The organism is Pseudoalteromonas sp. RW-H-Ap-1, from assembly GCF_048318575.1.
In the GTDB taxonomy this organism is placed as follows: domain Bacteria; phylum Pseudomonadota; class Gammaproteobacteria; order Enterobacterales; family Alteromonadaceae; genus Pseudoalteromonas.
This window is the reverse complement of record NZ_CP166996.1, coordinates 205,080-230,893: the sequence shown is the minus strand read 5'-3', so window position 1 is coordinate 230,893 and position 25,814 is coordinate 205,080. Positions and strand designations below refer to the sequence as shown.

The 25,814-nt window shown below is 39.9% G+C and carries 22 protein-coding genes and 2 pseudogenes; 4 read left to right on the top strand and 20 right to left on the bottom strand.

Going from position 1 to position 25,814, the window contains the following annotated elements; all coding sequences use genetic code 11:
• Position 1 precedes the first annotated feature (1 nt).
• From AB8618_RS01005 to AB8618_RS00985, 5 genes and pseudogenes are all read right to left on the bottom strand, one after another.
• Positions 2-571, bottom strand: coding sequence for a Maf family protein (locus AB8618_RS01005; RefSeq protein WP_138607163.1), 570 nt, complete (start codon positions 569-571; stop codon positions 2-4).
• A complete protein-coding gene (mreD, locus tag AB8618_RS01000; protein ID WP_138607165.1) occupies positions 571-1,050 on the bottom strand; it encodes a rod shape-determining protein MreD in 480 nt (159 codons plus the stop codon). The genes AB8618_RS01005 and mreD overlap by 1 nt, the downstream gene beginning before the upstream one ends.
• Positions 1,043-1,884: pseudogene (mreC, locus tag AB8618_RS00995) on the bottom strand (rod shape-determining protein MreC). The gene mreD and the pseudogene mreC overlap by 8 nt, the downstream one beginning before the upstream one ends.
• Positions 1,884-2,927, bottom strand: a complete 1,044-nt coding sequence (locus tag AB8618_RS00990; protein WP_008113726.1) for a rod shape-determining protein — start codon at positions 2,925-2,927, stop codon at positions 1,884-1,886. The pseudogene mreC and the gene AB8618_RS00990 overlap by 1 nt, the downstream one beginning before the upstream one ends.
• Positions 2,928-3,062: 135 nt before the next feature.
• Positions 3,063-5,068, bottom strand: a pseudogene (locus AB8618_RS00985) (SUMF1/EgtB/PvdO family nonheme iron enzyme).
• A gap of 335 nt (positions 5,069-5,403) precedes the next feature.
• On the opposite strand from AB8618_RS00985, the gene AB8618_RS00980 reads away from it, so the two are divergent.
• Complete coding sequence (locus tag AB8618_RS00980) at positions 5,404-6,339, top strand: 1-aminocyclopropane-1-carboxylate deaminase/D-cysteine desulfhydrase (RefSeq protein ID WP_409424489.1); 936 nt, start codon at positions 5,404-5,406, stop codon at positions 6,337-6,339.
• On the opposite strand, the gene AB8618_RS00975 is transcribed toward AB8618_RS00980, so the two are convergent.
• From AB8618_RS00975 to AB8618_RS00965, 3 genes are all read right to left on the bottom strand, one after another.
• Complete coding sequence (locus AB8618_RS00975) at positions 6,317-7,963, bottom strand: EAL domain-containing protein (RefSeq protein WP_409424488.1); 1,647 nt, start codon at positions 7,961-7,963, stop codon at positions 6,317-6,319. The two genes, AB8618_RS00980 and AB8618_RS00975, sit on opposite strands and share 23 nt — an antisense overlap.
• A 340-nt stretch (positions 7,964-8,303) precedes the next feature.
• Positions 8,304-9,005, bottom strand: a complete 702-nt coding sequence (ssb, locus tag AB8618_RS00970; RefSeq protein WP_008467569.1) for a single-stranded DNA-binding protein — start codon at positions 9,003-9,005, stop codon at positions 8,304-8,306.
• A 20-nt stretch (positions 9,006-9,025) separates the two neighbouring features.
• Positions 9,026-10,393 (bottom strand): MFS transporter, encoded by a 1,368-nt coding sequence (locus tag AB8618_RS00965; RefSeq protein WP_413401159.1) that lies wholly within the window; start codon positions 10,391-10,393, stop codon positions 9,026-9,028.
• Between the two features lie 163 nt (positions 10,394-10,556).
• Between AB8618_RS00965 and uvrA the strand changes: the two genes are divergently transcribed.
• Complete coding sequence (gene uvrA, locus AB8618_RS00960) at positions 10,557-13,376, top strand: excinuclease ABC subunit UvrA (RefSeq protein ID WP_413401158.1); 2,820 nt, start codon at positions 10,557-10,559, stop codon at positions 13,374-13,376.
• 89 nt (positions 13,377-13,465) lie between these two features.
• Here the strand turns inward: uvrA and trpS are convergent, their stop codons facing one another.
• From trpS to rpe, 3 genes are read right to left on the bottom strand one after another with little or no spacing between them, the layout of a single operon-like run.
• Positions 13,466-14,470: a tryptophan--tRNA ligase gene (gene trpS, locus AB8618_RS00955; RefSeq protein ID WP_138607179.1), complete on the bottom strand. Its 1,005-nt coding sequence runs from the start codon at positions 14,468-14,470 to the stop codon at positions 13,466-13,468.
• Positions 14,471-14,503: 33 nt separating this feature from the next.
• On the bottom strand, positions 14,504-15,169 hold the full coding sequence (locus AB8618_RS00950; RefSeq protein WP_413401157.1) for a phosphoglycolate phosphatase: 666 nt from the start codon (positions 15,167-15,169) through the stop codon (positions 14,504-14,506).
• A complete protein-coding gene (gene rpe / locus AB8618_RS00945) occupies positions 15,169-15,852 on the bottom strand; it encodes a ribulose-phosphate 3-epimerase (RefSeq protein ID WP_198522450.1) in 684 nt (227 codons plus the stop codon). Before rpe ends, AB8618_RS00950 begins: the two co-directional genes overlap by 1 nt.
• Before the next feature lie 273 nt (positions 15,853-16,125).
• Here rpe and AB8618_RS00940 point away from each other — a divergent pair, with 273 nt between their 5' ends.
• The gene (locus AB8618_RS00940; protein ID WP_138607184.1) at positions 16,126-16,425 is read left to right on the top strand and encodes a hypothetical protein; all 300 of its coding nucleotides are present in this window, start codon (positions 16,126-16,128) and stop codon (positions 16,423-16,425) included.
• A gap of 3 nt (positions 16,426-16,428) precedes the next feature.
• On the top strand, positions 16,429-16,614 hold the full coding sequence (locus tag AB8618_RS00935; RefSeq protein ID WP_178954738.1) for a DUF2970 domain-containing protein: 186 nt from the start codon (positions 16,429-16,431) through the stop codon (positions 16,612-16,614).
• Here the strand turns inward: AB8618_RS00935 and AB8618_RS00930 are convergent.
• From AB8618_RS00930 to AB8618_RS00890, 9 genes are all read right to left on the bottom strand, one after another.
• Positions 16,577-17,428 (bottom strand): Dam family site-specific DNA-(adenine-N6)-methyltransferase, encoded by an 852-nt coding sequence (locus AB8618_RS00930; RefSeq protein ID WP_178954736.1) that lies wholly within the window; start codon positions 17,426-17,428, stop codon positions 16,577-16,579. The two genes, AB8618_RS00935 and AB8618_RS00930, sit on opposite strands and share 38 nt — an antisense overlap.
• Before the next feature lie 53 nt (positions 17,429-17,481).
• Positions 17,482-18,792 carry an SPOR domain-containing protein gene (locus AB8618_RS00925; protein WP_413401156.1) on the bottom strand — a complete coding sequence of 437 codons (1,311 nt, stop codon included), beginning with the start codon at positions 18,790-18,792 and terminating at the stop codon, positions 17,482-17,484.
• Complete coding sequence (gene aroB, locus AB8618_RS00920; protein WP_413401155.1) at positions 18,793-19,863, bottom strand: 3-dehydroquinate synthase; 1,071 nt, start codon at positions 19,861-19,863, stop codon at positions 18,793-18,795. It lies immediately after the preceding gene.
• A 28-nt stretch (positions 19,864-19,891) separates the two neighbouring features.
• Complete coding sequence (aroK, locus tag AB8618_RS00915) at positions 19,892-20,410, bottom strand: shikimate kinase AroK (RefSeq protein WP_008466255.1); 519 nt, start codon at positions 20,408-20,410, stop codon at positions 19,892-19,894.
• Positions 20,411-20,906: 496 nt separating this feature from the next.
• Positions 20,907-22,997 (bottom strand): type IV pilus secretin PilQ, encoded by a 2,091-nt coding sequence (locus tag AB8618_RS00910; protein ID WP_413401154.1) that lies wholly within the window; start codon positions 22,995-22,997, stop codon positions 20,907-20,909.
• Positions 22,984-23,520: a pilus assembly protein PilP gene (locus AB8618_RS00905; protein ID WP_171039617.1), complete on the bottom strand. Its 537-nt coding sequence runs from the start codon at positions 23,518-23,520 to the stop codon at positions 22,984-22,986. The genes AB8618_RS00910 and AB8618_RS00905 overlap by 14 nt, the downstream gene beginning before the upstream one ends.
• Complete coding sequence (locus AB8618_RS00900) at positions 23,520-24,122, bottom strand: type 4a pilus biogenesis protein PilO (protein ID WP_413401153.1); 603 nt, start codon at positions 24,120-24,122, stop codon at positions 23,520-23,522. Before AB8618_RS00900 ends, AB8618_RS00905 begins: the two co-directional genes overlap by 1 nt.
• A complete protein-coding gene (locus AB8618_RS00895) occupies positions 24,112-24,684 on the bottom strand; it encodes a PilN domain-containing protein (RefSeq protein ID WP_413401152.1) in 573 nt (190 codons plus the stop codon). The genes AB8618_RS00900 and AB8618_RS00895 overlap by 11 nt, the downstream gene beginning before the upstream one ends.
• Positions 24,672-25,751, bottom strand: a complete 1,080-nt coding sequence (locus AB8618_RS00890) for a pilus assembly protein PilM (protein WP_138607202.1) — start codon at positions 25,749-25,751, stop codon at positions 24,672-24,674. Before AB8618_RS00890 ends, AB8618_RS00895 begins: the two co-directional genes overlap by 13 nt.
• Between the last annotated feature and the right edge of the window lie 63 nt (positions 25,752-25,814).

Below are 25,814 nucleotides of genomic sequence, written 5' to 3'. Positions count from 1 at the left end.
GCTACCCTCTTAAGAATGTATTTAATAATTGTTCTGTCTCATATAAAGGTAAGCCTACAACGGCAAAATAGCTACCCGAAATATGCGTTACAAAGCGTCCACCTAACCCTTGGATACCGTAACCACCGGCTTTATCTTGAGGCTCGCCCGTTTGCCAATAAGCGTCGATTTCTGCATCATTGAGTATTTTAAAAGTAACATCAGTACTGACAACACAGCTAAGTACTTTTTCTGGTGTGGCAAAAGCGATAGCAGTTAACACTTGATGAGTATTTCCTGATAAACGCTTTAAGGTGTGAGTAAAGTCTTGTTTATCTATGGGTTTACCTAAAGATTGATTGTCAATCACGACTACAGTATCGCTGCCTAAAACTGGGCGGTCGGTATACCCTTGCTCGACCCCCATTTGCGCCTTTAAACGCGCTAAGCGTTCGACATAATCATATGGGAGTTCGTTAACAAGCTGGCTTTCATCAGCATCAACACTAAATTGTGAAAATTCGACACCCAATTGGGTTAAAAGCTCTTTACGACGGGGAGACGCGGAAGCTAAATATACTGCGCAAGTCATTATCTGATCCTAAAGTGTCTACGGTATTTTCTAAGTAATAAAAATACCCATATCCAACTCAACATGCCTGTTAATACAGGCCATAAGTAATGTGGGCTAAAATAAACGCCAAGTAAAAAGTGATTTAACCAAAACTGCATTAAATGATAAAGCGTTAAAAATAAGCCAATTAAAAGGCTTTGTTGCCACAATGAAAAATTGCGAATTTTTTGAAAGTTACTTGCCGTAACAAAAATACATACCGAGTAGGTTAATGAGTTTACACCTAAAGAAGAGCCAGTCGCTAAATCAATCAATAACCCAACAACCCAGGCTGTACCTATATTTAAGCGGTGCGGTAAAGCCAAAGACCAATACATAAGCACCAACAACACCCAGTCAGGACGAAATGGTTCAAGTGAAAAAGGTAATGGCATCAATGCCACTACCAATGCAAAGAAAATACTTAACGCAATTAATAGCGTTTGGCGGTTAATCATCTCCCATCAACTCCTGCTGATTTAGCCATAACACGACTAATAGTCGAATTCTGTCTAATTGAGCTATCGGCTCAGCAAAGACTTGCGCAAAAGGTTGACCTTCATCACGGGTTATTTCTGTGATCACCGCAACCGGGTAGCCTTCAGGAAATGTGCCACCAAGGCCAGATGTAACCAGTACATCGCCAATACGTACATCTAAACTATGCGGCACATGCGAAAGCTTCAGTACGTTAATTTTACCAATACCTTCAACCACTGTTCGCACATCATTACGCAAAATACGCACAGGCGTGGCATGGGTGGTATCGGTAATTAATAACACTCGTGACGTGGTTGAGCCCACTTTAGTCAACTGCCCCACTAGTCCCATATCATCAATTACTGCTTGGCTTTCACTTAAACCATCGGTAGTTCCTCGATTTATCACCACTTGATGACTATAAGGATTTGAGTGAACAGAAAGTACTTGAGCAATAATTTTACGATTGGTATGTTTTGAAGACGAGCCCATTAATGCTCTTAGTTTTTGATTTTCTTTTGCTAAGAATTCATATTGCTGGATTTGTTCGCTCTGCAATACTTGCTTTTTTTCAGGGCTTCATTCTCAGTAAGCAACTGCTCGCGGGTGTGCAAACTCTTGGCGCTAAAGCTAAATACTTCGTAAGGCAGGTTGGCAACATAAATAAGAGGGGTGACTAAGGTATTCAAACTGGTGCGAATATTTTCACCACCCTTTGTGTATTTATCTCCAAGGATCAATACGATACTCAAAAGCACTGCGACAAAAAGTCGCAGTTGCAAAGAGATTGTTTTTTCAAACATTGATTTCATTAGTCGTAACTAAAAACGTCACCACCGTGCACATCAATCATCTCAAGCGCTTTACCGCCGCCACGAGCAACACACGTAAGTGGATCATCAGCAACAACCACTGGAATACCAGTTTCTTCCATGAGTAGGCGATCTAAATCTTTTAGTAACGCGCCGCCGCCAGTTAATACCATACCGTGCGCTGAAATATCAGATGCCAGCTCCGGTGGTGACTGTTCAAGTGCAACCATTACTGCACTTACAATCCCCATTAGCGGCTCTTGTAATGCTTCTAAAATTTCATGCGAGTTAAGTGTAAACGAACGAGGAACACCTTCTGCAAGGTTACGACCACGCACTTCGATTTCTACTGGATCGTCTGTTTTAAATGCAGAGCCAATTTGATGTTTAATATTCTCAGCCGTGGCTTCACCAATTAAGCTACCAAAGTTACGACGAACATAATTAATAATGGCTTCATCAAACTTGTCGCCACCAATACGTACAGATGACGAATAAACAACACCATTGAGTGAGATAATAGCCACTTCGGTTGTACCGCCACCAATATCAACAACCATAGAACCCGTTGCTTCCGATACTGGTAAGCCAGCACCAATTGCAGCAGCCATAGGCTCTTCAATTAAGTAAACTTCACGAGCGCCTGCACCCATCGCTGATTCGCGAATGGCACGCTTTTCAACCTGTGTAGCGCCACAAGGTACACAAATAAGTACACGTGGGCTTGGTCGCATAAAGTTATTGTTGTGCACTTGCTTAATAAAATGCTGGAGCATTTTTTCGGTCACATAAAAATCAGCAATCACACCATCTTTCATCGGACGAATAGCTTTAATATTACCAGGCGTACGTCCTAACATTTGCTTAGCTTCTGTACCTACAGATGCAACACTTTTAGGTCCACCAGCACGTTCTTGACGAATAGCAACTACTGAAGGTTCGTTTAATACGATCCCTTCTTCTTTTACATAAATTAGTGTGTTGGCTGTACCTAGATCGATCGATAGATCGTTTGAAAAAATACCACGGAGTTTTTTAAACATGAGGCTGGATGACCTTTGAAATTCGTTCTTATTTTAGTTGCGCTTACTTTAACATTCTCAATGTAATGAGCAATATAAAGCGCAGCCGTCTTTGTAATCATTAAAAAGAGGAAGCGTTTGCTTCCTCATTAAATATTATTGTTCGCTCATTAAGCGAAAGCCAATGTAATTAGCTCTAAAGTCTGGCGCTAGGATTAAACGCGTTGAGGCACGAGCAAGGCTAGGTGCAAAATTCCATGCGCCGCCACGAACCACTGCATTTTTTTTATTCTCTGTACTACCCGTCCATTCCCATACATTGCCCACGGTGTCGTATAAACCAAATGCATTTGCAGAAAAAGACCCTACCGGTGCAGTGCGTTTGTTTGACCATTCGCTACCACACCAACCACAGTTTGCTAAGTTTTTACCAATTTCGTTACCCCAAGGGTATTCAGTATCTGTACCTGCTCGCGCTGCATATTCCCACTCAACCTCTGTAGGTAGGCGATACGTTTGCGCTGTTTTATCAGAAAACCATTCTGCGTAAGCTACAGCATCATTTTTTGTCAAACACACAGCTGGAGAATCACTAGTTTGCTCAAACCCAGGAGCTCGCCAGTTTAAGCTTGCTTCCCAAACGGGTTCGCCATTTAGATAATAAGCACACCCTTTGCCTTTTTCAGCTTCAGTCTTATATTGTGTTTCGTTTACAAACTTCTCAAATGCGCCGACAGTGACTTCTTTACTTTGCATAACAAACGCTTCACTAATCGTTTTTTCAACAACGGGACGCTCGTTTTCCAGTCCATTGCCGTTAATATCGCCCATTTTAAATGTGCCAACAGGGATTACTACGGCTGACGAATCGACCATAGGTGGTCGTGTGTCTACTTCCATTCCTTTAGGGCAATCTGCTTGTATTATTTGCTCTCGCTTTTTAGTCGGTGCAGCAATCGACTCTGACTTTTTTTCAACTTAGCGAAAAGTGTACGTGTCTTCTTTAAATCAATACGTGCTTTGTAAGGAACATAACCGTCTTTGCGTATTTCTAATTTGTGTAAACCACGCGGTAACCTTGTTACTAAGCGAGTAGAACCAACACGAATGTCGTTAATAAAAACTTCATCGCCATGCACGTTTGAGCGCAAAGTTAACTGGATTAACTGATCTTTCTTTTGCTCAGCGACCACTTTTGGCTTTTTGTTAGCTGTTTTTGCAACAACAGCGACCGCTTTATTATCCGCATTATCGCTGAATGTTAACTGACTATCTGAAAAAGTAGTGCTATAAGCAGGCTGATAAGTATTTGTCAGCGGGGTACCATACTCTGAACAAAAACTGTTATTTACACTTAATAAGTGACACAAACGGCTGCTGTTTACATCTCCACGCATAGTAACGCTTAAATTGACGTTGTAATCACCTTGCCCGCTAAATGCGCTCTTAATCACATGGCTACTTAAAATCTGTACTTGCGCTCCTGCCATATCTCGCTTAGGTTCGACAAGACGTTTTTCGGTAAGATTTTCAAATATTTGATCTAAAAAGCGCTTAGTCGCCTTTTTCAGCCCCATCTGCTGTCCGCGTTGCTCACATGCCGCTAGTGTTTCAGTACGCTTACAATTAAGGGTGTGGTCGACTTCAAGTGTCCCTTCACGGGTAAATTCGTTGCGCAATCGCTCTACACGCGCAGTGGTGTATTGCACTTTTAAACTTTCAATAGTGTTCTGAAGAGCATGTTTATCAGCGCGAATTTGCTCAATATCTTTTAGATGGGATGCAATTGCCGCCAATTGCATAGAGATATCATTTTTGTTTTGTTCTTGGTCAACAACGGCTTTTTGATAACGAGATTGCGCCTGCGTAATATCAAGCGATGGATTATTAATTAAGCGTCGATACATGTCATTCATCGCATCCAATGCTTGATTTTTTTCTTTATCAAGTTGTGTTGAACGCGCTCTAAGCAGTTCAAGCTGGGTTTGAAGCTGATTCTCTTCTTGTAAATATTTATCGAGCATCGTTGTTGAACGAGTGTATTCTGTTTGTTTCGTATTAATCTCTGATTCAATTCTATTTACAGTAGTTGTATCTTGTGCAAATACTGTGCTGGCAAAAAAGCTAGCAGAAATTAATAGAGATAAAGGAGCAATTCGCATATATTCCAGTCCCAAAAAAGCGGCAATTATTTGGTTATTATTATTTTTTATAATAAAACCTTATGCTATGTACTTGAAGCACAAAACACAAGCTTTGTTCATTTATTATCTCAGTTTACAACTATTATCCCGTTTCATGCCAGTAAATAACCGTTTCATTTGTACTAAATAGCTAATTTATTTAACAACACCGAGATTTATCTGCCTTTTACGCCCAAAAGATACCAATTTAGCGGCGCATACATATTTTTTAATTTGCTTAAGTAATAAAATTTGAGTCAAAATAACGCTATTAAACAGCACATTCACCATGTAACTAATAAAAAAGAGTGATAATGCCAATACAATTCAGTATTAATGAACATAGTTATTTACAACCAATTAATAACAAATTGCTAGCAGAAAAAAACATTACGTTAAACATCAAGCGTGATGACTTATTACACCCTGTTATTAGTGGTAATAAATGGCGTAAGCTCAAATACAATTTAGCTCGCATGCAACAACAAGGTAAAACAGAATTACTGACTTTTGGTGGGGCTTTTTCGAATCATATTCACGCGTGCGCAGCCGCGGGGAAAGAATTTAACCTAGTAACCCACGCAATTGTTCGAGGCCCTGAGCTTGATCTCAATAATCCAACGTTAAAATTTGCAAAGCAATGTGGCATGCGATTACATGTAGTGAATCGATTAGAGTACCGACAACGAAATGATAAAGCATATTTAACAGCATTACAGGCACGATTCCCTAATGCATATATCCTACCTGAAGGAGGCACAAACGAGTTTGCTATAGAAGGATGTAAAGAACTTGCCCAAAGTTTACCTGAGCACGACTACTTAATCTGCCCTACTGGCAGTGGTGGAACCTTGGCGGGCTTAATAGAGGGCAGCTCAAGTAAAAGCACTGTATTAGGTGTTGCAGTTTTAAAGCAAGCCGACTACCTGCGAGATGAAATACGGGCTCTTAGTCCTAAAGCAAAATCACAAAGTAATTGGCAGTTACTTACACAGTTCCATGATGGCGGATATGGTCGCTTTACTACTGAGCTATGGCAGTTTTGCCAGTACATGCAGCAGCAATATCAGTTACCACTGGAACCTATTTACAGCGGAAAAATGATGTATGCACTTTGGCAGCTCATTAACAACGACTACTTTCCCCCTGGCAGCAAAATTATTGCCGTTCATACAGGAGGGCTGCAAGGTTTGGATGGGCTAAAATATCGTGGACTTGTTCAACTAGCTAATGAAATGCAACTTGAGTGAAGTCGGGTAATAACCCAGAGAAATACCCTCCTTGTGCAGTACTAACACCTATCACTTTTAAAAATTGCAATTCTTGATACGTTTCTACACTCGAGGCCACCACTGGCAAACTTAATAATTTACCAATATGCACAATTCCCCTGACAGATTTCTGCTGTAAATAATTATGATCTATGCCATGAACAAGTTCATGGGCCAAATTAAGCCCCGCTATTTGCTTGTTATGGGTGAAGTTAAATATGCTCTTACTACTTCTAACCTCATCAATAACGATATTAAAGTTGAGCGCTATTATGGTCGTAAAAGCAGCCTGCAATCGATCTTGGCTATCTAAAAAGTCAGCTTCATTTATCAAAAACTGTAACGTATGAAGGCTTTTCAACTCACTCATATGTTTACTTAGCCAACACCAAAACTCACTATTAAACCAGTTTTTAGGATGCAATTTAATACTAATAACAGACGATGACTTTTCTATTAGCAGCAACTTTTTAACTTGTATAACAACCGCTTGGTCAAGTAGCAATGCCTCATCCTCATTGTAAAACTGGCTTATATGATCTTGATTAAATAATTGTTTATTTGTCTTATCGCTACTTTTAATTAAAACATGATGTTTGATAATAGCACCGCTATCCAACTCGTATACAGGTTGAAATAAAATCGCTAATTTTTGTTTTTCAACTCGCTGCGCAACTAGGTTTTTATTAGGCATTTGAAGATGGCTGCAATTGATTGCCAATTGATGATAATGCTGCACTCTACTTTGTATTGATAGTGTGAGTGACGATCTGGCAAGCTGATACACCATAACCTGATCAGCATTCGAATAGTAAGTGCACATACCTAATTTTATACACTCTTTAGTCACTCTATGAGCTAAAATATGGGCTGCATTAAGCATGCATTGATGTAAGTATTTAGCGCAATTTTTTTTATCAATTGCACTAACCCCAGTGAAAGTAAAAGCAAACTTACCCGCTGTTAATTGCTTAACGGATATTACAGCCGTATTGGTAAAGTCTTTTGCTAGCAATACTTTAAGAGTCGCAGGTAAGTCCGTGTTTGTATCAAAATGGCATTCGCATTGAATGAGCGCAAATATATTATAGCCAATTATTTTCTGCTCCTTGACTACGTTTTCTAATACCGGTTGTGTAGGCTTTATTCTAGGCGTATGGCACACCTTTTTATAACCATCGTTTTGCTTGCGCTTCAACGTCACTGAACTATTTTTGGTCGCTTTAAACAATATAAAGCGCCTAGCAGCAAAAATAATGGCCAAAATAAACATATTCATTATTATAAATAGGTAGTTATAGGCATACCAGGTAGGCCATGAATATAACAGAATCCCTTTTGAATTAGAGCTGAAATAGTGCTTTTTCTGCTTTATATAAACAGAAACTTTATCTGGAGCCAGGGTAAAAGGTGTATTGGTTAAAAGTTGCTGCGCATTGGCTAACGGCTGCTGCAGTTGCTTAGCGAGCTCTATACCTGTTTGCTTATTTTGATGTTGTAAAACTAAATTTAAACCACTATTAAAAATAATAAATAGCATAAAACACAGAGCGTAAAATAAGGCACTAGCGTAATTGGAAAACTGAAACTGACTGGCTTTCATAACTTACCCGCTCATTAAATAAGTTATTAAAGTGTTGTCTACTATTTGCAATTGCACAAGCCAATAATAAAAGTTTAGTAGCTGTTTTATTGTTAATACTTAATGTTTATAAACATTATATTTAGTGTTCAACAAAATTAATAATGGCTTCATCTTTGTGCGCATAAATGAGAATGTTGCTCTGCTTTGAAAACCTTAAAGCTATTTATAGCTTTTTAATGAGGAGTATTTACTCACTCAGCTGAGGATAAGCGAGAGGGGTGGTAATTATTATCAATAAAAAAAGCCCTGATTACTCAGGGCTCTTTTTTAATACTTTTTAAACTAAAAAGTTGGAAATTTAGAACGGAATATCGTCATCAAAGTCGATTGTTGGTTCCATTGGGTTTGATGCGCCACCTTGCGGTGCATTCTGCGGCTTAGGAGCAAACCCGCCTTGCTGTTGTGGTGCATTATTTTGCTGAGGTGCAAAACCACCTTGCTGCTGTGGTTGATACTGGTTGTTTTGTTGAGGAGCCGGCTGCTGGGCAGGTGCAGATTGTTGCTGTGGGGCATAACTGCCTTGCTGACTATTTTGGCCTTGGTTATTTTGACCATAGCTTCCGCTTTGCTGTCCGCCTTGGTTACCTTGATAGCCGCCACTTTGTTGACCACCTTGGTTACCTTGATAGCCACCACTTTGTTGGTCGCCACCACGTGCACCTAACATTTGCATTTGACCAGTAAAGCCATCAACAACAATTTCTGTAGTGTACTTTTCTTGGCCTTGTTGGTCAGTCCATTTACGAGTTTGAAGTTTACCTTCTACGTAAATTTGTGAACCCTTACGGCAGTATTCACCTACAATTTCAGCTAATTTTCCAAAAAACACTACACGGTGCCACTCAGTTTTATCAACCATTTGGCCAGTGTTTTTATCTTTATAGCTGTCTGAAGTTGCTAAGGTAATATTTGCTACGCCATTACCATTAGGCATGTAACGAACTTCAGGATCTTGCCCCAAATTACCAACCAAAATTACTTTGTTCACACCGCGTGCCATGGAACCATCTCCTATAAACGTTAGATTAAACCAGCCATTCTTCGGGCTTGGTCTAGGTCAAATTCTTTATCATTAATCTTTAAGTAGCTTCGACTTTCATCGCGAACTACGGTTGCTTCTATTACGCCGGGTAAAGCAACTAACTGAGAAGCTAATGTTTGTGCCTGCTCTTCAGAATCTAATTGGGTCATTAAACTAATAACTTTGCTTTTCGGTGGGACTTGCATTTTCCACGCAATAATAAGCCATATTACCCCAACAAGTGCCGCCGCCGCAAACACAGCTTGCGTACTGGTGGTTTGTGCTACATACCCGCCTAACATACCGCCTAAAAAAGCCCCTAAGAACTGGCTAGATGAATACCCACCCATAGCGGAGCCTTTTTGACTTGCTGGAGCAATACGCGACACAAGAGCTGGCATAGTGGCTTCTAAAAAGTTAAAAGCAACAAAATATAACAGCATACAAACCGCAATACCAACAACACTATTGGCCCATATTGACATGCTTAACATACTTATTATTAAGACCATCACTGAACCAATAAACGCCTGTTTTTCTTTCTCTTTTTTAATTGCCACTATCATTACTGGCACCATCAAAAAAAACGCCAAAAATAAAACAGGAATATAAAGCTGCCAATGGTTTTCGGCGACTAATCCATCTTTAATTAATTGGCTTGGTAATACTACAAAAATAGTCGTCAATGTTAAATGCAGCAATAATACGCCCGCATTTAGACGCGCTAGCTGCGGATGTTTAATTAGCTTTTTAATATCGCTAAAGCTGGCGAGGGTATCGCCTTTAGGCGCTTTATTTATTGCACTGGGTACCAGCATAGTGACAATAAAAATTCCTAATAAAGCCAGTATAGCAGTTAACCAAAACACCCCTGCTATACCCCATGAAGATGCCACTATAGGTCCAAGTAGCATAGCGAAGGCAAAGCTCATACCTATGCTCATGCCAATCACGGCCATTACTTTTGGTCGTTGTTCGTCACGACTTAAATCTGATGCAAACGCTAACAATGCGCTAGCGATAGCGCCCATACCTTGCAAGGCACGCCCTACCGTTACCATTTGTATGGACTCGGCCAAAGCAGCAACTACAGAACCCAAGGCAAATACAAGCAAACCACCTACAATCACTTTTTTACGGCCAATTTTATCAGACAGTCGCCCCATAGGTATTTGTAATACGGCCTGCGTTAAACCATACGCACCAATTGCAAAACCTATCCATAAAGGTGAAAAGCCTTCAAGCGATTGACCATAAATAGCTAAAACAGGCATCAGCATAAACAAGCCGAGCATTCTAAATGCAAACACGCTCGCTAACGATACGGCGGCGCGTTTCTCTCGTGAATTAAGTGAAGATGCGGTCATTATTTGCGTGATCTTACTGTGTGAAAAAATTAGGCAAGGATTCTATCACAAGCTTGGCAATAATTAATCGTCTATAACTAAGGATTTTTTCAATGATCAAGGATTAATATTGCAGCGTATTATGCGATACTGAACAAATAATTTTGGCAATAAACGAGATAGCATGGAAAACATTGAAGTCCGAGGCGCCCGCACGCACAATTTAAAAGACATCAGCCTAACCATCCCACGTGATAAACTAATTGTTATCACTGGCTTATCTGGTTCAGGAAAGTCATCGCTTGCATTTGATACGCTATATGCAGAAGGGCAACGCCGGTATGTTGAATCACTCTCTGCTTATGCAAGGCAGTTTTTGTCATTAATGGAAAAACCTGACGTAGATCATATTGAAGGCCTTTCCCCTGCTATTTCCATTGAACAAAAATCAACCTCGCATAATCCCCGTTCAACCGTGGGAACCATTACTGAAATCTACGATTACCTGCGTTTAATGTTTGCACGGGTTGGCGAACCTCGCTGTCCAACTCATGATCTTCCTTTAGCAGCGCAAACAATTAGTCAAATGGTCGATACCGCATTAGCGCTGCCTGAAGGCACTAAGTTAATGCTACTTGCTCCTGTTGTTAAAGACCGTAAAGGTGAGCATGTAAAACTATTAGAACAACTTGCTAGTCAAGGTTACATTCGTGCGCGTATAGATGGTGAAGTATGCGACTTATCCGATCCACCACCGCTAGATTTACATAAAAAGCATACTATTGAAGTCGTTGTGGATCGCTTTAAGGTAAAAGAGGGTCAACAGCAACGTCTTGCAGAGTCTTTTGAAACGGCACTTGAAATGTCAGGCGGCGTTGCCAACATTGCTTTTATGGACGATAGCAGTGCTGAAGAAATGCTGTTTTCAGCAAATTTTGCCTGCCCAACCTGTGGCTATGCGATGACCGAACTTGAACCGCGTTTATTTTCGTTCAACAACCCTGCAGGAGCTTGTCAAAGCTGTGACGGTTTAGGTGTAAGACAATACTTTGACCCGAATCGCGTGGTTCATAACCCTGAAATAAGCTTAGCCGGTGGCGCAATTAAAGGCTGGGATAAACGCAGTTTTTACTATTATCAAATGTTGCAAGCGGTTGCGCAGCATTACGAGTTTGATTTAGATGTACCTTATCAAGAGCTTGCAAAAGAACATAAAAAAATTATTTTAGATGGCTCTGGTGATACTAAAATTGCATTTAATTATCGTAATGACCGCGGTGATTTAATTACACGTAATCATGTATTTGAGGGCGTATTAAACAATATGAACCGCCGCTACCGCGAAACTGAATCAAACTCAGTACGCGAAGAGCTAGCCAAGTATCAAACCAGCCAAGCCTGCCCTAGTTGTAAAGGCTCACGTTTACGCCAAGAAGCACGCAATGTATTTATTGGTCAAACTAACTTGCCAACCATTACGCATATGAGTATTGGTGAGGCGATGGGCTTTTTTGAAGGCTTGCACCTGACAGGGCAAAAAGGCCAAATTGCCGAGAAAATTTTAAAAGAAATTCGTGATCGTCTATCGTTCTTAATTAATGTAGGCCTAAATTACTTATCACTTGAGCGTAGCGCCGACACACTTTCAGGCGGTGAGGCACAGCGTATTCGCTTAGCGAGTCAAATTGGTGCTGGGTTAGTGGGTGTTATGTATGTACTGGATGAACCTTCAATTGGTTTGCACCAACGTGATAACGACCGTTTATTAAAAACTTTAGTTCATTTACGCGATTTGGGTAACACCGTTATTGTTGTAGAACACGATGAAGACGCCATTCGTGCCGCTGATCATATTATTGATATTGGCCCAGGTGCTGGCGTACATGGCGGCCATGTTATTGCTCAAGGTACACGCGATGATATTTTAGCAAGCAAAGACTCGGTTACCGGCCAGTTTTTATCGGGCGTGCGTAAAATAGAAGTACCTAAAGAGCGCCATGCTACTAACGAGAAATGGTTAGAACTGTTTGGAGCAACGGGTAATAACTTAAAAAATGTTGATTTAAAAATACCTTTTGGCTTAATGACTTGTATTACCGGCGTATCTGGCTCGGGTAAATCTACACTCATTAACGACACCTTATTTAAACTTGCCCACACAGAACTCAACGGCGCAACTACTGCTGAAGCAGCTCCTTATGAGTCAATTGCAGGACTTGAGCACTTTGATAAAGTAATTGATATTGACCAAAGTCCTATTGGCCGCACACCGCGTTCAAATCCTGCCACTTATACTGGTATTTTCACCGGTATTCGTGAGCTGTTTGCGGGTACTCAAGAAGCCCGTTCACGTGGTTACAAAGTGGGCCGCTTTAGCTTTAATGTTAAAGGTGGCCGTTGTGAAGCGTGCCAAGGTGATGGCGTTATCAAAGTAGAAATGCACTTCTTACCAGACGTATATGTACCGTGTGATGTGTGTAAGGGTAAACGTTATAATCGCGAAACTTTAGAAGTACAATATAAAGGCAAAAACATCAACCAAGTGCTCGACATGACCGTTGAAGATGCCCATGACTACTTTGATAAAATACCGGCTATTGCACGTAAACTTAAAACCCTAATGGATGTTGGTCTTTCTTATATCCGTTTAGGCCAAGCCGCTACAACACTTTCTGGTGGTGAAGCACAGCGAATTAAGTTAGCACGTGAGCTTTCTAAGCGTGATACTGGAAAAACCTTGTACATTCTTGATGAGCCAACCACGGGACTTCATTTTGCTGATATTGAACAGTTATTAGTGGTGCTTCATCGCCTACGCGATCATGGCAATACCATTGTAGTGATTGAGCATAACTTAGATGTCATCAAAACAGCCGACTGGATCGTTGATTTAGGCCCTGAAGGTGGTGCTGGCGGCGGTGAAATACTGATTGCAGGTACACCAGAAGAAGTGGCTGAATGTCAGCGCTCACACACTGGGCACTACTTAAAGCCATTACTTTAATATAAATTATTAAAAAAATACTTATTAAAATTACACAAAAATGCCGCTAAATTAGCGGCATTTTTTTGCACTTATTCTAATAAATCAAATTATGTACGAGGAATAAATCCTAGTGCATCGTATACCGATTTAAGTGTTTTTTCTGCACGTACACTGGCCTTTTCTGCACCTGATTTCATGATGCTATCAAGTAGGTTTTGATCTTCTCTGATCTCTTTAAAACGTGCTTGGATTGGCTCAATCATATTCACTACCGCATCTGCAGTGTCTTTTTTCAGGTGGCCGTACATTTTATCTTCGTACTCTGGCACTAAATCTTCAATTGAGCGCTTAGTCGCTACGCTTAATAAAGTAAGTAAGTTAGAAACACCAGGCTTTTCTGTACGATCAAAGTAAATACGTGCTTGCTCATCTGAATCGGTTACTGCTTTTTTAAGCTTTTTCTCAATCTTTTTAGGCTCATCTAATAGCATGATGTAACCATTTGGGTTTTCATCAGACTTAGACATCTTTTTAAGCGGATCTTGAAGGCTCATTACGCGTGCGCCAAATTCTGGAATATATGGCTCAGGTAATTTAAATACGTCGCCGTACAAGTTATTAAAGCGAGTAGCTATGTCACGCGTTAGCTCTAGATGCTGCTTTTGATCGTCCCCTACTGGCACTTGGTCAGCTTGATACAATAAAATATCTGCCGCTTGTAATACTGGATACGAAAATAAACCTACGTTTACATTGTTAGCATGCTTAGATGACTTATCTTTAAACTGAGTCATGCGGTTAAGCTCACCCATTTGTGCGTAACAATTTAATACCCACGCTAACTGTGCATGTTCAGGCACTTGTGACTGTACAAAAAGCGCTGACTTTTCAGGGTCAATACCGCACGCTGCATATAAGGCTATACCGTCTAACACACGAGAGCGAAGAAGCTCAGGCTCTTGGCGAACAGTAATCGCGTGCAAATCAACAAGCATAAAGAAACTTTCGTGGTCTTCCTGTAGCTTTAGCCACTGGTTAATAGCGCCAACGTAGTTGCCTATTGTCATACCACCGGTTGGCTGAATGCCACTTAAAACTACTGGTTTGCTCATGATTTTCCTTTAGTGTTTAGTTGATTAAAAATTTTAACGCTGTATAAGTGTGGGTATTATAGCTAAGAAGTTATCGCATAGGTACTGTGGATTATAATCCCCGAGCTGCTCTCCTTGATGATACCCATAAGTAAGGGCTATCACATCAATATTGGCGGCTTGTGCTGCCAGTATGTCACTCTTTGAATCACCAATCATAATGGCTTTATCTGGCGAAATATTCAATGCGTTACAAGCAAATAAAAGTGGCTCAGGTGACGGTTTTTTTGCCATGTCGTCACCGCAAACAATTACCTCAAAATAACTGCGAATAGCCAGTTTATCTAAAAGTAGTTCAGTAAAGCGGCGTGCCTTATTGGTAATAAGTGCTTTGGGCATACCACTAAGGGCTGCGAGTCCAGTTTCAACATGCTGATATAATACGCTGTATTCACCAACCTGCTCACTGTAATGTTGATAAAAAAGCTTAATAGCTCGCTCACTCAGAGTCTCGTCAAGGTGTTCACTAATTTGCATATCACCGCATAGAGCTCGCTTTACTAACACCTCTATGCCATTACCTACCCAGCTTTCAACTAATCGCTGACTGACTATGGGAAACGCTAAATCACTTAGCGTAAGATTTAACGCCATATATAAGTCATACACGCTATCAACTAGCGTGCCGTCTAAGTCAAATAGTGCCGCATCATATTTCATTATTTAATACTTTCTAATTGTTGGCGCATTTCATCAATTACGCTTTTATAGTCAGGCTGATTAAAAATAGCAGAGCCTGCAACAAACATGTCAGCACCCGCTTCAGCCGCCGCTGCAATATTATCTACTTTAATACCGCCATCAACTTCTAGGCGAATATCACGCCCAGAATCAATAATGCGTTGCTTTGCCTCTCGCAGTTTCTCAAGTGTTTGTGGAATAAAACTTTGCCCACCAAATCCGGGGTTCACCGACATTAATAAAATAACATCTATTTTATCCATTACATGATCAAGGTAGCTTAAACTCGTTGCAGGATTAAAAACTAGACCTGCTTGGCAACCTTGATCTTTTATCAATTGTAAAGTGCGGTCAATATGCTCACTGGCTTCTGGATGAAAGGTAATAATTGACGCACCCGCCTCGGCAAATTGTGGAATTAAACTATCTACCGGTTTCACCATTAAATGAACATCAATAGGAGCTTTAATACCGTAATCGCGAAGTGCTTTACACACCATTGGGCCTATTGTTAAGTTAGGTACGTAATGGTTATCCATTACATCAAAATGGACAACATCAGCCCCTGCAGCTAAGACTCTGTCAACATCTTCGCCAAGGCGTGCAAAGTCTGCGGATAAAATTGAGGGCGCTATTAAGTATTTTTGTTCACAATTGAGCATTGCTAATCCATTAATGAATGATTTATGGCGTTAATGTAACTTAATTAACGATGTTACCCAAGTAACACCTTTAAAAATAACGCTAAATTAGCAACACTAGTGACTAACTGTTATTAACTATAACAACGGCAAAGCGCGTGAGCTAAAAAGGATAAATCACGCTTATAAACAAATTTTGTGGCATGATTAGCTTTGAATATAGCTAAAAATAAAGTGTATTATTTAAGCAAGTTTGTTATGCTTCATGGAGAACTAAATTACTAGGTTTATATTATGCGTGTTTTTAAAATTGGATTATTAATCACGTCGGTAAGTGTCATTATTGGAGCTGCATCGCTTTCTTCAAATACTGAGCAAGAATTAAGTTCAGCCAACACTTGCCTTCATAAAGATCAAACTAACGCTATTAATCATAGCGCAAACCGCTGCATTCAAATTCAAGAAGACTCTTCTTGGGCCTCTTGGCTAACCGGCAATAGCCGCAGTGCCCAGTTTCATTACCTAGATTTCCTAGAGTTATTAACAGGTACTGATGACAACCACAAGCCATCTTCAATCAAACCATTATTTTAATTAATGCAGCATTTCTTAAGCGCGTTACAAAGTGTGCTAGCGGCATTTTTTGGTGTGCAATCTGAAGATAAGCGTCAAACAGACTTTAAACACCACTCCCCTATTACATTAATAGCTATTGCCGTGATACTTTTTGTTTTATTTGTACTGGCTATTTACGCAACCGTGACTTCGGTGCTAAGTACATAGCCATTAGCTCATCTACTTTATTTCGTGAACCGCCTTTTGGGCTAATCGTGCGTTTAACCTGAATTTTATCCAAAGAAGCTTGGCTGTAAATTTTGCGTGTCCATACCGTATCGTGATTTGAAATAAGGACTGGCGTATTATTCTCAAAAGCTGCTTGCTCAGCTAAGTTCGCTAAATTAGCCTGATCATCCAAATTAAACCCGCCTTTTGCATACGAGGTAAACGATGCTGTTTTACTTAATGGCACATAAGGCGGATCGCAGTAAATCACTGCATTTTTAGGCACCAGCTTGAATACATCATCATATCCTAGGCAAGTAAATGTAGCTTGTTGCGCTTTGCTAGCAAAAAAATACATTTCTTTTTCAGGAAAATAAGGCTTTTTATATTTACCAAAAGGTACATTAAAAATGCCCTTTAAATTATAGCGGCATAATCCGTTATAACCATGGCGGTTCATATATAAAAATAAGATGGCTCGCTCATACACATCACTGCTTTGATTAAACTGCACACGATAATCATAATACGCATCTGAGTGGTTGTTTAAATCAACAAAAAGCTTTTTAGCATCACTAATGAACTCATCAGGCGAACGTTTGAGCTCTTTATATAAATTGATTAAATCAGCATTAATATCGTTGAGTACATAGTGTTTAAAATTGCTATTTAAAAATACTGAGCCCGCACCAACAAAAGGTTCAACCAAGGTATCAGCATGCTTACTTGCTTGATTTAGTCGCGCGTTAATATCTTCAACGAGGCTGTATTTTCCGCCAGCCCATTTAAGGAAGGCTCTACTCTTTTGCTGCATTGGCTCTTTACTTCAATTCGGTGTTGCGCGATTTTACACTAAAGTTACTGAGTTTACTGATCAACTCGTGCAATTTCTTGTTTTATTTTACTAATTTTTTTATAGAAAGGTTTATTTTTTCTAACCTCAGCAGGAAGTACTTGCAGTGCTTGTTTTGCCTCATTTAAGCTAACAAAGCTGCCTGTAGTTACTACCCACCACATTTTACCATTTCGTTTAGTTTGGTAGGTATTAGTGATATTTTCTAGCTTATGTTCAACAATAAACTCATTCCCTACCTGCTGCTGAGTTACAGCTAAGAGCTGAATAACAAAATTATCCTCAGGTTGTTGTAAGTACCAATTACTGGGTATTTTTACTATTGGGTTTTGCGGCTTTATTTGTGCAGGTTTAGTAACCGGCTTTTCTTCAACGGGTTTTGGTGCCGGCTTTTCCTGCTCAACAACATTTGTTGATTCCGTTAAGCTCCCAACAATCGCTGGAACATTGTTATTGGTTTTTTGGGTGGGCTTTTGAAGGACAGCTGCTGGCGGCTCACTACTTAAAGGCACTGGCTTCTGTGGTTTATTTTCAATAGCTTGCTCAGTTGTGATGGCGGTTGATAGCACTTGCTCATCAATTTGGCGATTAGCGTTTTCCCACCACTGGGTCATATCGGCTTTGTACACAAGGCCAATAATCAACAGCATAATTATTAATAACAATGTGAGCAGCTGTAATCGCCAAGATACCTTATCTTTCACGACAATATCTGCAATCTGCTCGTTTGGCTGCCAGGCTAATAACAGGCTCGGATTACCTTGAGCTTCAACTAAAAAAGTTTGAAAGACAGGATCTTCATCATAGGGTAGGCTCGTAAAGTACCACCCCATAAGCTGCTTACTTTCAGCTATATTTAATGGTTCTAAATGAATATTTACTGCATCTTTAAAGGGTAATTTAGACTGTGATGCAATCATAATATAAAGCACATTAGGTGCATTTTTTGATAGTAGCTCAAGCTCTGCGATTAGCTCTTCGGATAGGTGCCTGCCGCCATCAACAATCCACAAGCACGCCCCACATTGTTGTTGTTTCGCTAATTGATAATAGTTTTGCGATAAGCTTAGATTGTGATCAACTAAAGGGGCGTTAAAACTTTGCTCTAATAACTGAGTCATTAACTGCACATCAGTCATCTGGGCACCGACTTGCACAAATGCTTTATTAAAATCGTTATATTTATCAGTAATGAAGGTTTCAAGCAAATAGCTTTTACCCAGACCAGAGGTGCCTAATAAAACAATTAAGTTTTGACCATATTCAAATTGTAATGCGATTCTATCCACCAAAGCCGCACGGCTTGGTAAAATTTGTGACTGCATTTATTGCTCGATCAATGCTCTAACTTGATCATCTGATACATCATCAACTAATGCACATTGACCAAATTCGGTGGGTAAAATAAATCGGATAGTCCCTTTTTTATTCTTTTTATCTTTGCGCATATGCAGTAAAAATTGCTCACTGGTCATATCGTTAGGGATATCGATTGGTAAATTATACGCTGCTATTAATGTAGCAATACGCTCTAGGTCTTGCTGTGTTAAATCGTTACGAGTATGAGCAAGCTTGGCAGCAAGTACCATACCTGTCGCTACGGCTTCACCATGTAACCACACGCCGTACCCCATTTGTGCTTCTATTGCATGGGCAAACGTGTGTCCTAAATTTAATAGTGCACGCAAGCCTTGCTCTTTCTCATCTTGTGCAACGATGAGTGCTTTAATTTCACAGCATCTAAAAATAATATGCTGTAAACAGGCTTCATCTAGCTGTTGTAATTGAGTGATATTTTGCTCTAAAAAAGCAAACAACTCAGTATCGTAAATCAGGCCATATTTAATAACTTCAGCCATGCCTGCAGCAAACTCACGGGTAGGTAAAGTATGTAGCGAACGCGTATCTATAAACACAGCTTGTGGTTGGTAAAAAGCCCCTATCATATTTTTGCCCAGCGGATGGTTTACTGCTGTTTTACCACCAACTGAGGAATCTACTTGAGATAATAACGTGGTAGGTATTTGAATAAAAGGCACACCGCGCTGATAGCAGGCCGCAACAAAACCAGTTAAATCACCAACTACGCCACCACCTAATGCAATTAAACAGGTGTCACGACCGCAGTTATTTTCAAGTAAGAATGCTGATATTTTTTCAAACCAAGTGAGTGATTTATATTGCTCGCCATCTGGAATAATAAAATGAAGTGGGTTTTGCTGTGATAATGAGTCAAGCAACTGCTGAAGATAGAGCGGCGCAATAGTGTCATTAGTGATGATGATAGGCCGACAATCACCAATGTGATGGATTAGACGGCCTGTATCTTGAAGTGCAGATTGACCAATATAAATAGGATAACTTCGCTCGTCTAAATTAACAGTTAATTCAAGCATGCTGGGTTAGTCCTTTTAATACTGGCTTTTAAAAATCCAATTTCTCGATTATTTGGTTAGCAACAACTTTCGCGCTCTGCTCATCAGTGCGTACAACAAAATCAGCTACTTCTTTGTATAATGGTTCACGCTCTTCTGCTAAGCGCTCAAGTACATCACGAGGTGCTTCTTCTGTTTGCAGTAATGGGCGACGCTTGTCGCGTTGCGTACGTGCAACTTGCTTTTCAATCGGTGTCTCTAGGTATACTACAATACCGCGAGCCGAAAGCTTGTTTCGAACTTCTTTACTCATTACTGAGCCACCACCAGTAGCAAGAACAATACCTTGCATCTCGGTTAAATCGCCAATAACAGATTCTTCACGAAGTCTAAAGCCTTCTTCACCTTCAAGATCGAATACCCAGGCAATATCTGCGCCCGTACGACGTTCGATTTCTTGATCAGAATCAACAAATTCAAGGTGTAATTGGTCAGCGATGTGACGACCAATCGTGCTTTTGCCAGCCCCCATGGGGCCAACTAGAAATATATTACGTTTCTCAGCCATATCTTTTAGTACAAACGAACTCTAAAATTTGAAATAAAACCCCGCCTAACGACCTGGCCCCAAAATTAAGAAAGGGATTATCTCAGTAATCGGTCGGGTATTTCAAGTCAATTAGGATAAAAAGCCATATAACGAGCAATTAAACTAAATAATTACCCATTGGTTAACAAAAAAGCACCTTATTATAGGCAAATTTATCTTCTAGGGTTAAAATTTATGCAATTAAAGGCTACTACGTGTTACTTGGTAAACGCTTTTGCATAGTAATTTCACAAAAAACTCAGTTACAAGCAACATTAACGCAGTCTTAAAATGCATCCGCAGTACAGTACACAATAAAAATTATATACTGCCTAATTGTACATTTACAGGGAGTGTTACACCAAGATAACTAAATAACATGCCAAAACCGTCTAGTTTGTTGTTCAGCCTAGATAGTTTGAATAACCTGAGCCCTGAAGAGTTAATCTATCTCTGCAGAATTCAGGTTAGGTAATTAGTCTATTTGAATTTTAGGTGTGACAAAAATCAGCAGTTCGCGCTTTTCATTAAACTCGCTTGTGCTTTTAAATAGTCTTCCTACGTAAGGAAGGTCGCCCAATAAAGGTACCTTTTTGGTCGAATTAATAATTTGCTGTTGAAAAATACCACCCAACACTACCGTTTGTCCATTCTCAACGAGAACTTGAGTCTCAATTTGTTGCGTATCAATGGCAACAGCTGGGCCAGTTCCTGTTTGAACGGTATCACCACGGGTGTCTTGAGTAATTATTAAGTTTAAAATAACTTTGTTGTCTGGTGTGATATGAGGTGTCACCTCTAAACTCAGCACTGCTTTTTTAAAGCTTACGGTTGTTGCGCCACTCGAAGCAGATTCAACATAGGGGATCTCGGTACCTTGCTCAATGCGTGCTTTTTGCTGGTTAGCAGCAGTGATACGCGGACTCGCAATAATTTCACCCTTATTCTCTTCTTCGAGCGCGGTTAATTCTAAATCAATTAATGTTCCATTGGCTAGTTTAGCTATATGCATACCAATACTTGCCGATGGATTCGCTACAGGTAAATTAACATTGAGTCGATCTGTAAGACTCGGAATATTTCCATTAGAAATTGTTTCAGCACCTTCTAATGTACCAGAAACACCATCAGAACCTTGCTGATCACTGAACCCCCAACGAACGCCTAAGTCTTCTTTAACATTGTCGCGTACAGTGACCATGCGCGCCTCTATAACCACTTGTTTGACGGGGATGTCTAAGGTTTCGACCATGCGGCGAACACTTTCAATGCTTTTTGCGGTGTCTTTCATTAGTAGCGTATTAGTTCGCTGATCAACAGACACGCTGCCTCTCGCTGTAATAATACTATTGGTATCTGTTTTTAGTAAGTCGGCAAAATCTTCTGCTTTGGCGTAATTTAAACGGATGTATTCGCTATATAGTGGCTCTAAATCCTCTACTTGTTGCTTTGCTTTTAACTCTTTTGCTTCACGGGCAGCAAGCTCTTCAGATGGCGCTACCATTAAAATAGAGCCATCCATACGTTTGTCTAAACCTTTTATTCTTAGCACTACGTCTAACGCCTGATCCCAAGGAACACCATCTAAGCGAAGGGTAATGTTGCCAGTCACTGAGTCACTAGTTACCAAGTTAAAGTCATTGTAGCCCGCAATAATCTGTAATACAGCACGCACAGAGATATCCTGAAAGTTAAGCGTCATAGGACGGCCTAAGTACTCTTTACCTCCATCTAAGAATCCATTTTGAGTCTCGTCTTTCTCAACCGTTAAGGTAAAAATATTTTCAATTTGCTGATACGTGTAAGCAAAAGCTTTATTAGGTTCAATTACAATGCGTGTCAGATTATCTTCCTTAAACGTTTCTATACTGCTCACCACAGTACCAAAATCGAGTACGTCTAATTCATACAATAAGTCATCTAAAATATCGGTATGGTGAAACTCTGCAATGATTTTCCCGCCACTTTCATGAACCTCAATAGCAGCCTGTGTATCTTGCAGATAAACAAGTACTTTTGCTTCACCTTTTTCACCGCGGCGAAAATCAATTGCTTGAATGCCATTGATATAATTAGAGGCACGAGCAGGTGCATCTTCACTGGTTGTTACGATTTGTTTTGCTAGAGGGTTATCAGATATTCTTATTGAAAATAGGTTGTTATTAACTTCAGCCTCATAAATTTTTAATCGCTCCAAGTTAATGGTTACTTTTAAACCTGCACTGGTCATCATGCTACTAATGTTACTTATCCCTGCTTGGTTAATAACAATATTTGCCAACCCTTCATCTAGTTCAACTGCATTAAATAATAACTCTATCCGTGCTGGATTATTAAAAACTTGTACATCAGGTTGTTGCTGTAATTCTTCATCAAATACCAGCTGTAATTCAGTTTCACCTTTAAGTAATGGATTATATCGAACGTCATAGAGTAAAGGAGCTGCACTGACCGTTTTCATCATTAGTAATAAAAATACAAATAGCAACGTTGTTAAAATACGGTGATGCGAACACTCATCTTTATGCATATAGGGAGTACCATTTTTCTTATTAATTTGCGCCATTAGTTGCCGCCTCTAACATTTCTAATTTGGTCAAACGTTCTTTCCAACAACCTGACCCATCAGGGATTAATTCTACTAATTCAATATAGTCACTATTAACACTGCTTACTTTTCCATCATATGTACCTAAATAGCTTCCTATCGATACTCGGTGTAAGGTGTTATCAGCAGCTGTAATGAGCGCCCATGTATTACTGTTCGACCCTATCGTTCCCTTCATTGCTAAATTATCTAATGGGTATTTCTCCAGAGGCTGACGGACACGCTCTGGGTCTGGGTGAAGACAGTTTTTAACTTGTGTTAGCTTATTTTGTATAATTTCTGGTTCTGGTGCTACAAAAGGGCTACGTATATCTTTGGCGTTATATTCAAAGTGTTCAAACTTAACTAACTCAGGTATTTTTTCAACACGTGCAGTAGTGTTTGCCTTAACTTGGTCAATAAACTCTTTTTGCTCAGATGTATCTTCATTACAACCACTGAGCAACAATATTACGACAGTTAAAAAGGGAAGTTGCTTCATCATCTTACCCCCTCTTCATAACGATAAGTTTTTGCTACTACACTGAATGTTAGCTGCTTTTCGCCAGATGATAAAATAGAAAAGTCGTGTAAACTTACTATTCTCGGCAATTGAGCCACTTTTCCTACAAATTCACCGAACTCATGATAAGTGCCTACTACTTCAATTTTAATGGGTAGCTCGGTATAGAACTCTTTTTCAACTTCAGGTAGCCAACCAATTTTTAAAAATGTTAGGCCGCTGGTTGTACCCACATAGGAAAGGTCATCTAATAATCCTGGCGTCTCATTTGAGGTAGGTAGGCGTTTTAATAGCTGAGAAAACTCATCTTCCATCTCAACCATTTGTTCACGATAAATATCGAGCTTGCTGGCAACTGCATATTTAGTTCGGTAGGTTGTGCGTAATTCTATCTCTTTGGCCACTGCGTTATGGTAGCTTTCAATTTCATCCGACACTAATAGGCTATAGCTAAAAAACAATACGAGACAGGCAACAAATGCGCCGCATATTGTTTTTACAATAACAGGCCACTCACCTATGTTATCGAGCTCTATTTCATTCCAATCTATTTCTGTAAGCGACTTAAGATCAAGGTTCATTAGGTGCCTCGCCTATTTTACCAAATGGTTTTACGTAGAACTCCATATTAAAATCGCTGAGTAAACGAGAGGATTGATCGCCAGCAACAATACCTTGCATAGTCGGGCGCTCTAAAAGATAAGAACTTTGCACCTGTCGAAGCATAGTAGACAAACGATTATTAGACTCACTTTTACCTAACACATGAATTTGGCTACCTTTACGCTCAAGCTTAGTTAAATAAACTCCAGCAGGCACTATTTTTGCGACTTCATCCATTATTTGCGTGCCTAAATTACGGCTGCTTTGTAGCTCTTCAATTAAACGCATCCGTTGTTGTAGATTTTCTTTTTTCATGTCTAAGTCGCGTATATCGCGAATTTTCTGATCGAGCATTGTAATTTCTGAGCTGAGATAGTTATTTTTAAGCATTTGCCCTTCTTTTAGAGCGCTATAAAATGTACTCAGCGCATACATAGTTACGAAACAAACGATAACCACTGCCATCAGCAATGTTATAAATTTCTTTTTAGACTGCTCACGCTGAAGTTCACGCCAAGGTAGTAAATTTATATGTGGCATGATGAAAAACTCCTCAACGCCAAGCCAGTTGCAATCGCAAACTGAGTGCGGTGGCGCTGTATTATATTACGATCTACTCTAGGTGATATTTCCATTTTATCAAATGGTTCAACAACAACCGTGTGTATTCCTAATTCTTCGATTAATAACCTATCAACACCTTTAATCATCGCTGACCCGCCCGTCAGTACGATGTAGTCCAACTGCTCTTTACCTGTTGTTGTTAGAAACATTTGCACAGCACGACGAACTTGCTGCAATAATGAGGTTTGAAAAGGCGCTAACACTTCAAATGTATAATTAGGCGGTAAATCACCCGTTGTTTTACCAATTTCAGCCTCATCAAAGCCTTTGTTGTAGTAAGCAACAATACTATTTGTATATTGGTCACCACCAAATACCTGGTCGCGGGTGTAAATAGTTTCACCAAATTGCACTACACTGACCAAGGTAAGCACCGCACCTATATCGACTACTGCAACAGTTTTATCAAACGCATCTGATGGTAGCTGTTGGTAGTAAACATCCATAGCCCGGCTTAATGCATAACTTTCAACATCCACAACTTTTGCAGTTAAGTTGGCAGCACTAAGTGCGCCTACTCTCGCTTCCACACTTTCCGTTCTCGCTGCAGAAAGTAGAACATTAATTTTGCTCGGATCCGCACTGTTAGTAGAGAGTTTTTCAAAATCTAAACTGACTTCATCTAATGGATAGGGGATCAAGCTATCGGCTTCAATTTCAATCTGTGATTCTAATTCAGCATCGCTTAAGGAAACATCCATGAAAATAACTTTGGTGATCACTGTTTGCCCTGAAACAGCAACAGCAGCAAATTTTAGTGACTTTGGAAGCTTTCGTTTTAACTTGGTTATCACATTGCCAATTGCTTCAATGTCTTGAATGTTGCGCTCGCTCATAGCGCCTTTAGGCATAGGTTCAATTGCAAGAGCTTCTAATCGAAGCCCAGTTTCTGTTTCACTTAAAAGCACGGCCTTGATAGAGTGCGATCCTATATCAATACCCACCATCATAGGTGATGGTTTTTTTATCAATTGACTTAGCATGTTTGCAACTTTGCCTTTGTTTTAATAATAAACAAGTTATAATTTATATCTTAAAAAATATTA

What these genes read in the sequence shown, in the direction of transcription:
- AB8618_RS01005 (WP_138607163.1), bottom strand. Translation starts at nt 571, where the DNA reads ATGACTTGCGCAGTATATTTAGCTTCCGCGTCTCCCCGTCGTAAAGAG.
- mreD (WP_138607165.1), bottom strand. Translation starts at nt 1,050, where the DNA reads ATGATTAACCGCCAAACGCTATTAATTGCGTTAAGTATTTTCTTTGCA.
- AB8618_RS00990 (WP_008113726.1), bottom strand. Translation starts at nt 2,927, where the DNA reads ATGTTTAAAAAACTCCGTGGTATTTTTTCAAACGATCTATCGATCGAT.
- AB8618_RS00980 (WP_409424489.1), top strand. Translation starts at nt 5,404, where the DNA reads ATGCCAATACAATTCAGTATTAATGAACATAGTTATTTACAACCAATT.
- AB8618_RS00975 (WP_409424488.1), bottom strand. Translation starts at nt 7,963, where the DNA reads ATGAAAGCCAGTCAGTTTCAGTTTTCCAATTACGCTAGTGCCTTATTT.
- ssb (WP_008467569.1), bottom strand. Translation starts at nt 9,005, where the DNA reads ATGGCACGCGGTGTGAACAAAGTAATTTTGGTTGGTAATTTGGGGCAA.
- AB8618_RS00965 (WP_413401159.1), bottom strand. Translation starts at nt 10,393, where the DNA reads ATGACCGCATCTTCACTTAATTCACGAGAGAAACGCGCCGCCGTATCG.
- uvrA (WP_413401158.1), top strand. Translation starts at nt 10,557, where the DNA reads ATGGAAAACATTGAAGTCCGAGGCGCCCGCACGCACAATTTAAAAGAC.
- trpS (WP_138607179.1), bottom strand. Translation starts at nt 14,470, where the DNA reads ATGAGCAAACCAGTAGTTTTAAGTGGCATTCAGCCAACCGGTGGTATG.
- AB8618_RS00950 (WP_413401157.1), bottom strand. Translation starts at nt 15,169, where the DNA reads ATGAAATATGATGCGGCACTATTTGACTTAGACGGCACGCTAGTTGAT.
- rpe (WP_198522450.1), bottom strand. Translation starts at nt 15,852, where the DNA reads ATGCTCAATTGTGAACAAAAATACTTAATAGCGCCCTCAATTTTATCC.
- AB8618_RS00940 (WP_138607184.1), top strand. Translation starts at nt 16,126, where the DNA reads ATGCGTGTTTTTAAAATTGGATTATTAATCACGTCGGTAAGTGTCATT.
- AB8618_RS00935 (WP_178954738.1), top strand. Translation starts at nt 16,429, where the DNA reads ATGCAGCATTTCTTAAGCGCGTTACAAAGTGTGCTAGCGGCATTTTTT.
- AB8618_RS00930 (WP_178954736.1), bottom strand. Translation starts at nt 17,428, where the DNA reads ATGCAGCAAAAGAGTAGAGCCTTCCTTAAATGGGCTGGCGGAAAATAC.
- AB8618_RS00925 (WP_413401156.1), bottom strand. Translation starts at nt 18,792, where the DNA reads ATGCAGTCACAAATTTTACCAAGCCGTGCGGCTTTGGTGGATAGAATC.
- aroB (WP_413401155.1), bottom strand. Translation starts at nt 19,863, where the DNA reads ATGCTTGAATTAACTGTTAATTTAGACGAGCGAAGTTATCCTATTTAT.
- aroK (WP_008466255.1), bottom strand. Translation starts at nt 20,410, where the DNA reads ATGGCTGAGAAACGTAATATATTTCTAGTTGGCCCCATGGGGGCTGGC.
- AB8618_RS00910 (WP_413401154.1), bottom strand. Translation starts at nt 22,997, where the DNA reads ATGGCGCAAATTAATAAGAAAAATGGTACTCCCTATATGCATAAAGAT.
- AB8618_RS00905 (WP_171039617.1), bottom strand. Translation starts at nt 23,520, where the DNA reads ATGAAGCAACTTCCCTTTTTAACTGTCGTAATATTGTTGCTCAGTGGT.
- AB8618_RS00900 (WP_413401153.1), bottom strand. Translation starts at nt 24,122, where the DNA reads ATGAACCTTGATCTTAAGTCGCTTACAGAAATAGATTGGAATGAAATA.
- AB8618_RS00895 (WP_413401152.1), bottom strand. Translation starts at nt 24,684, where the DNA reads ATGCCACATATAAATTTACTACCTTGGCGTGAACTTCAGCGTGAGCAG.
- AB8618_RS00890 (WP_138607202.1), bottom strand. Translation starts at nt 25,751, where the DNA reads ATGCTAAGTCAATTGATAAAAAAACCATCACCTATGATGGTGGGTATT.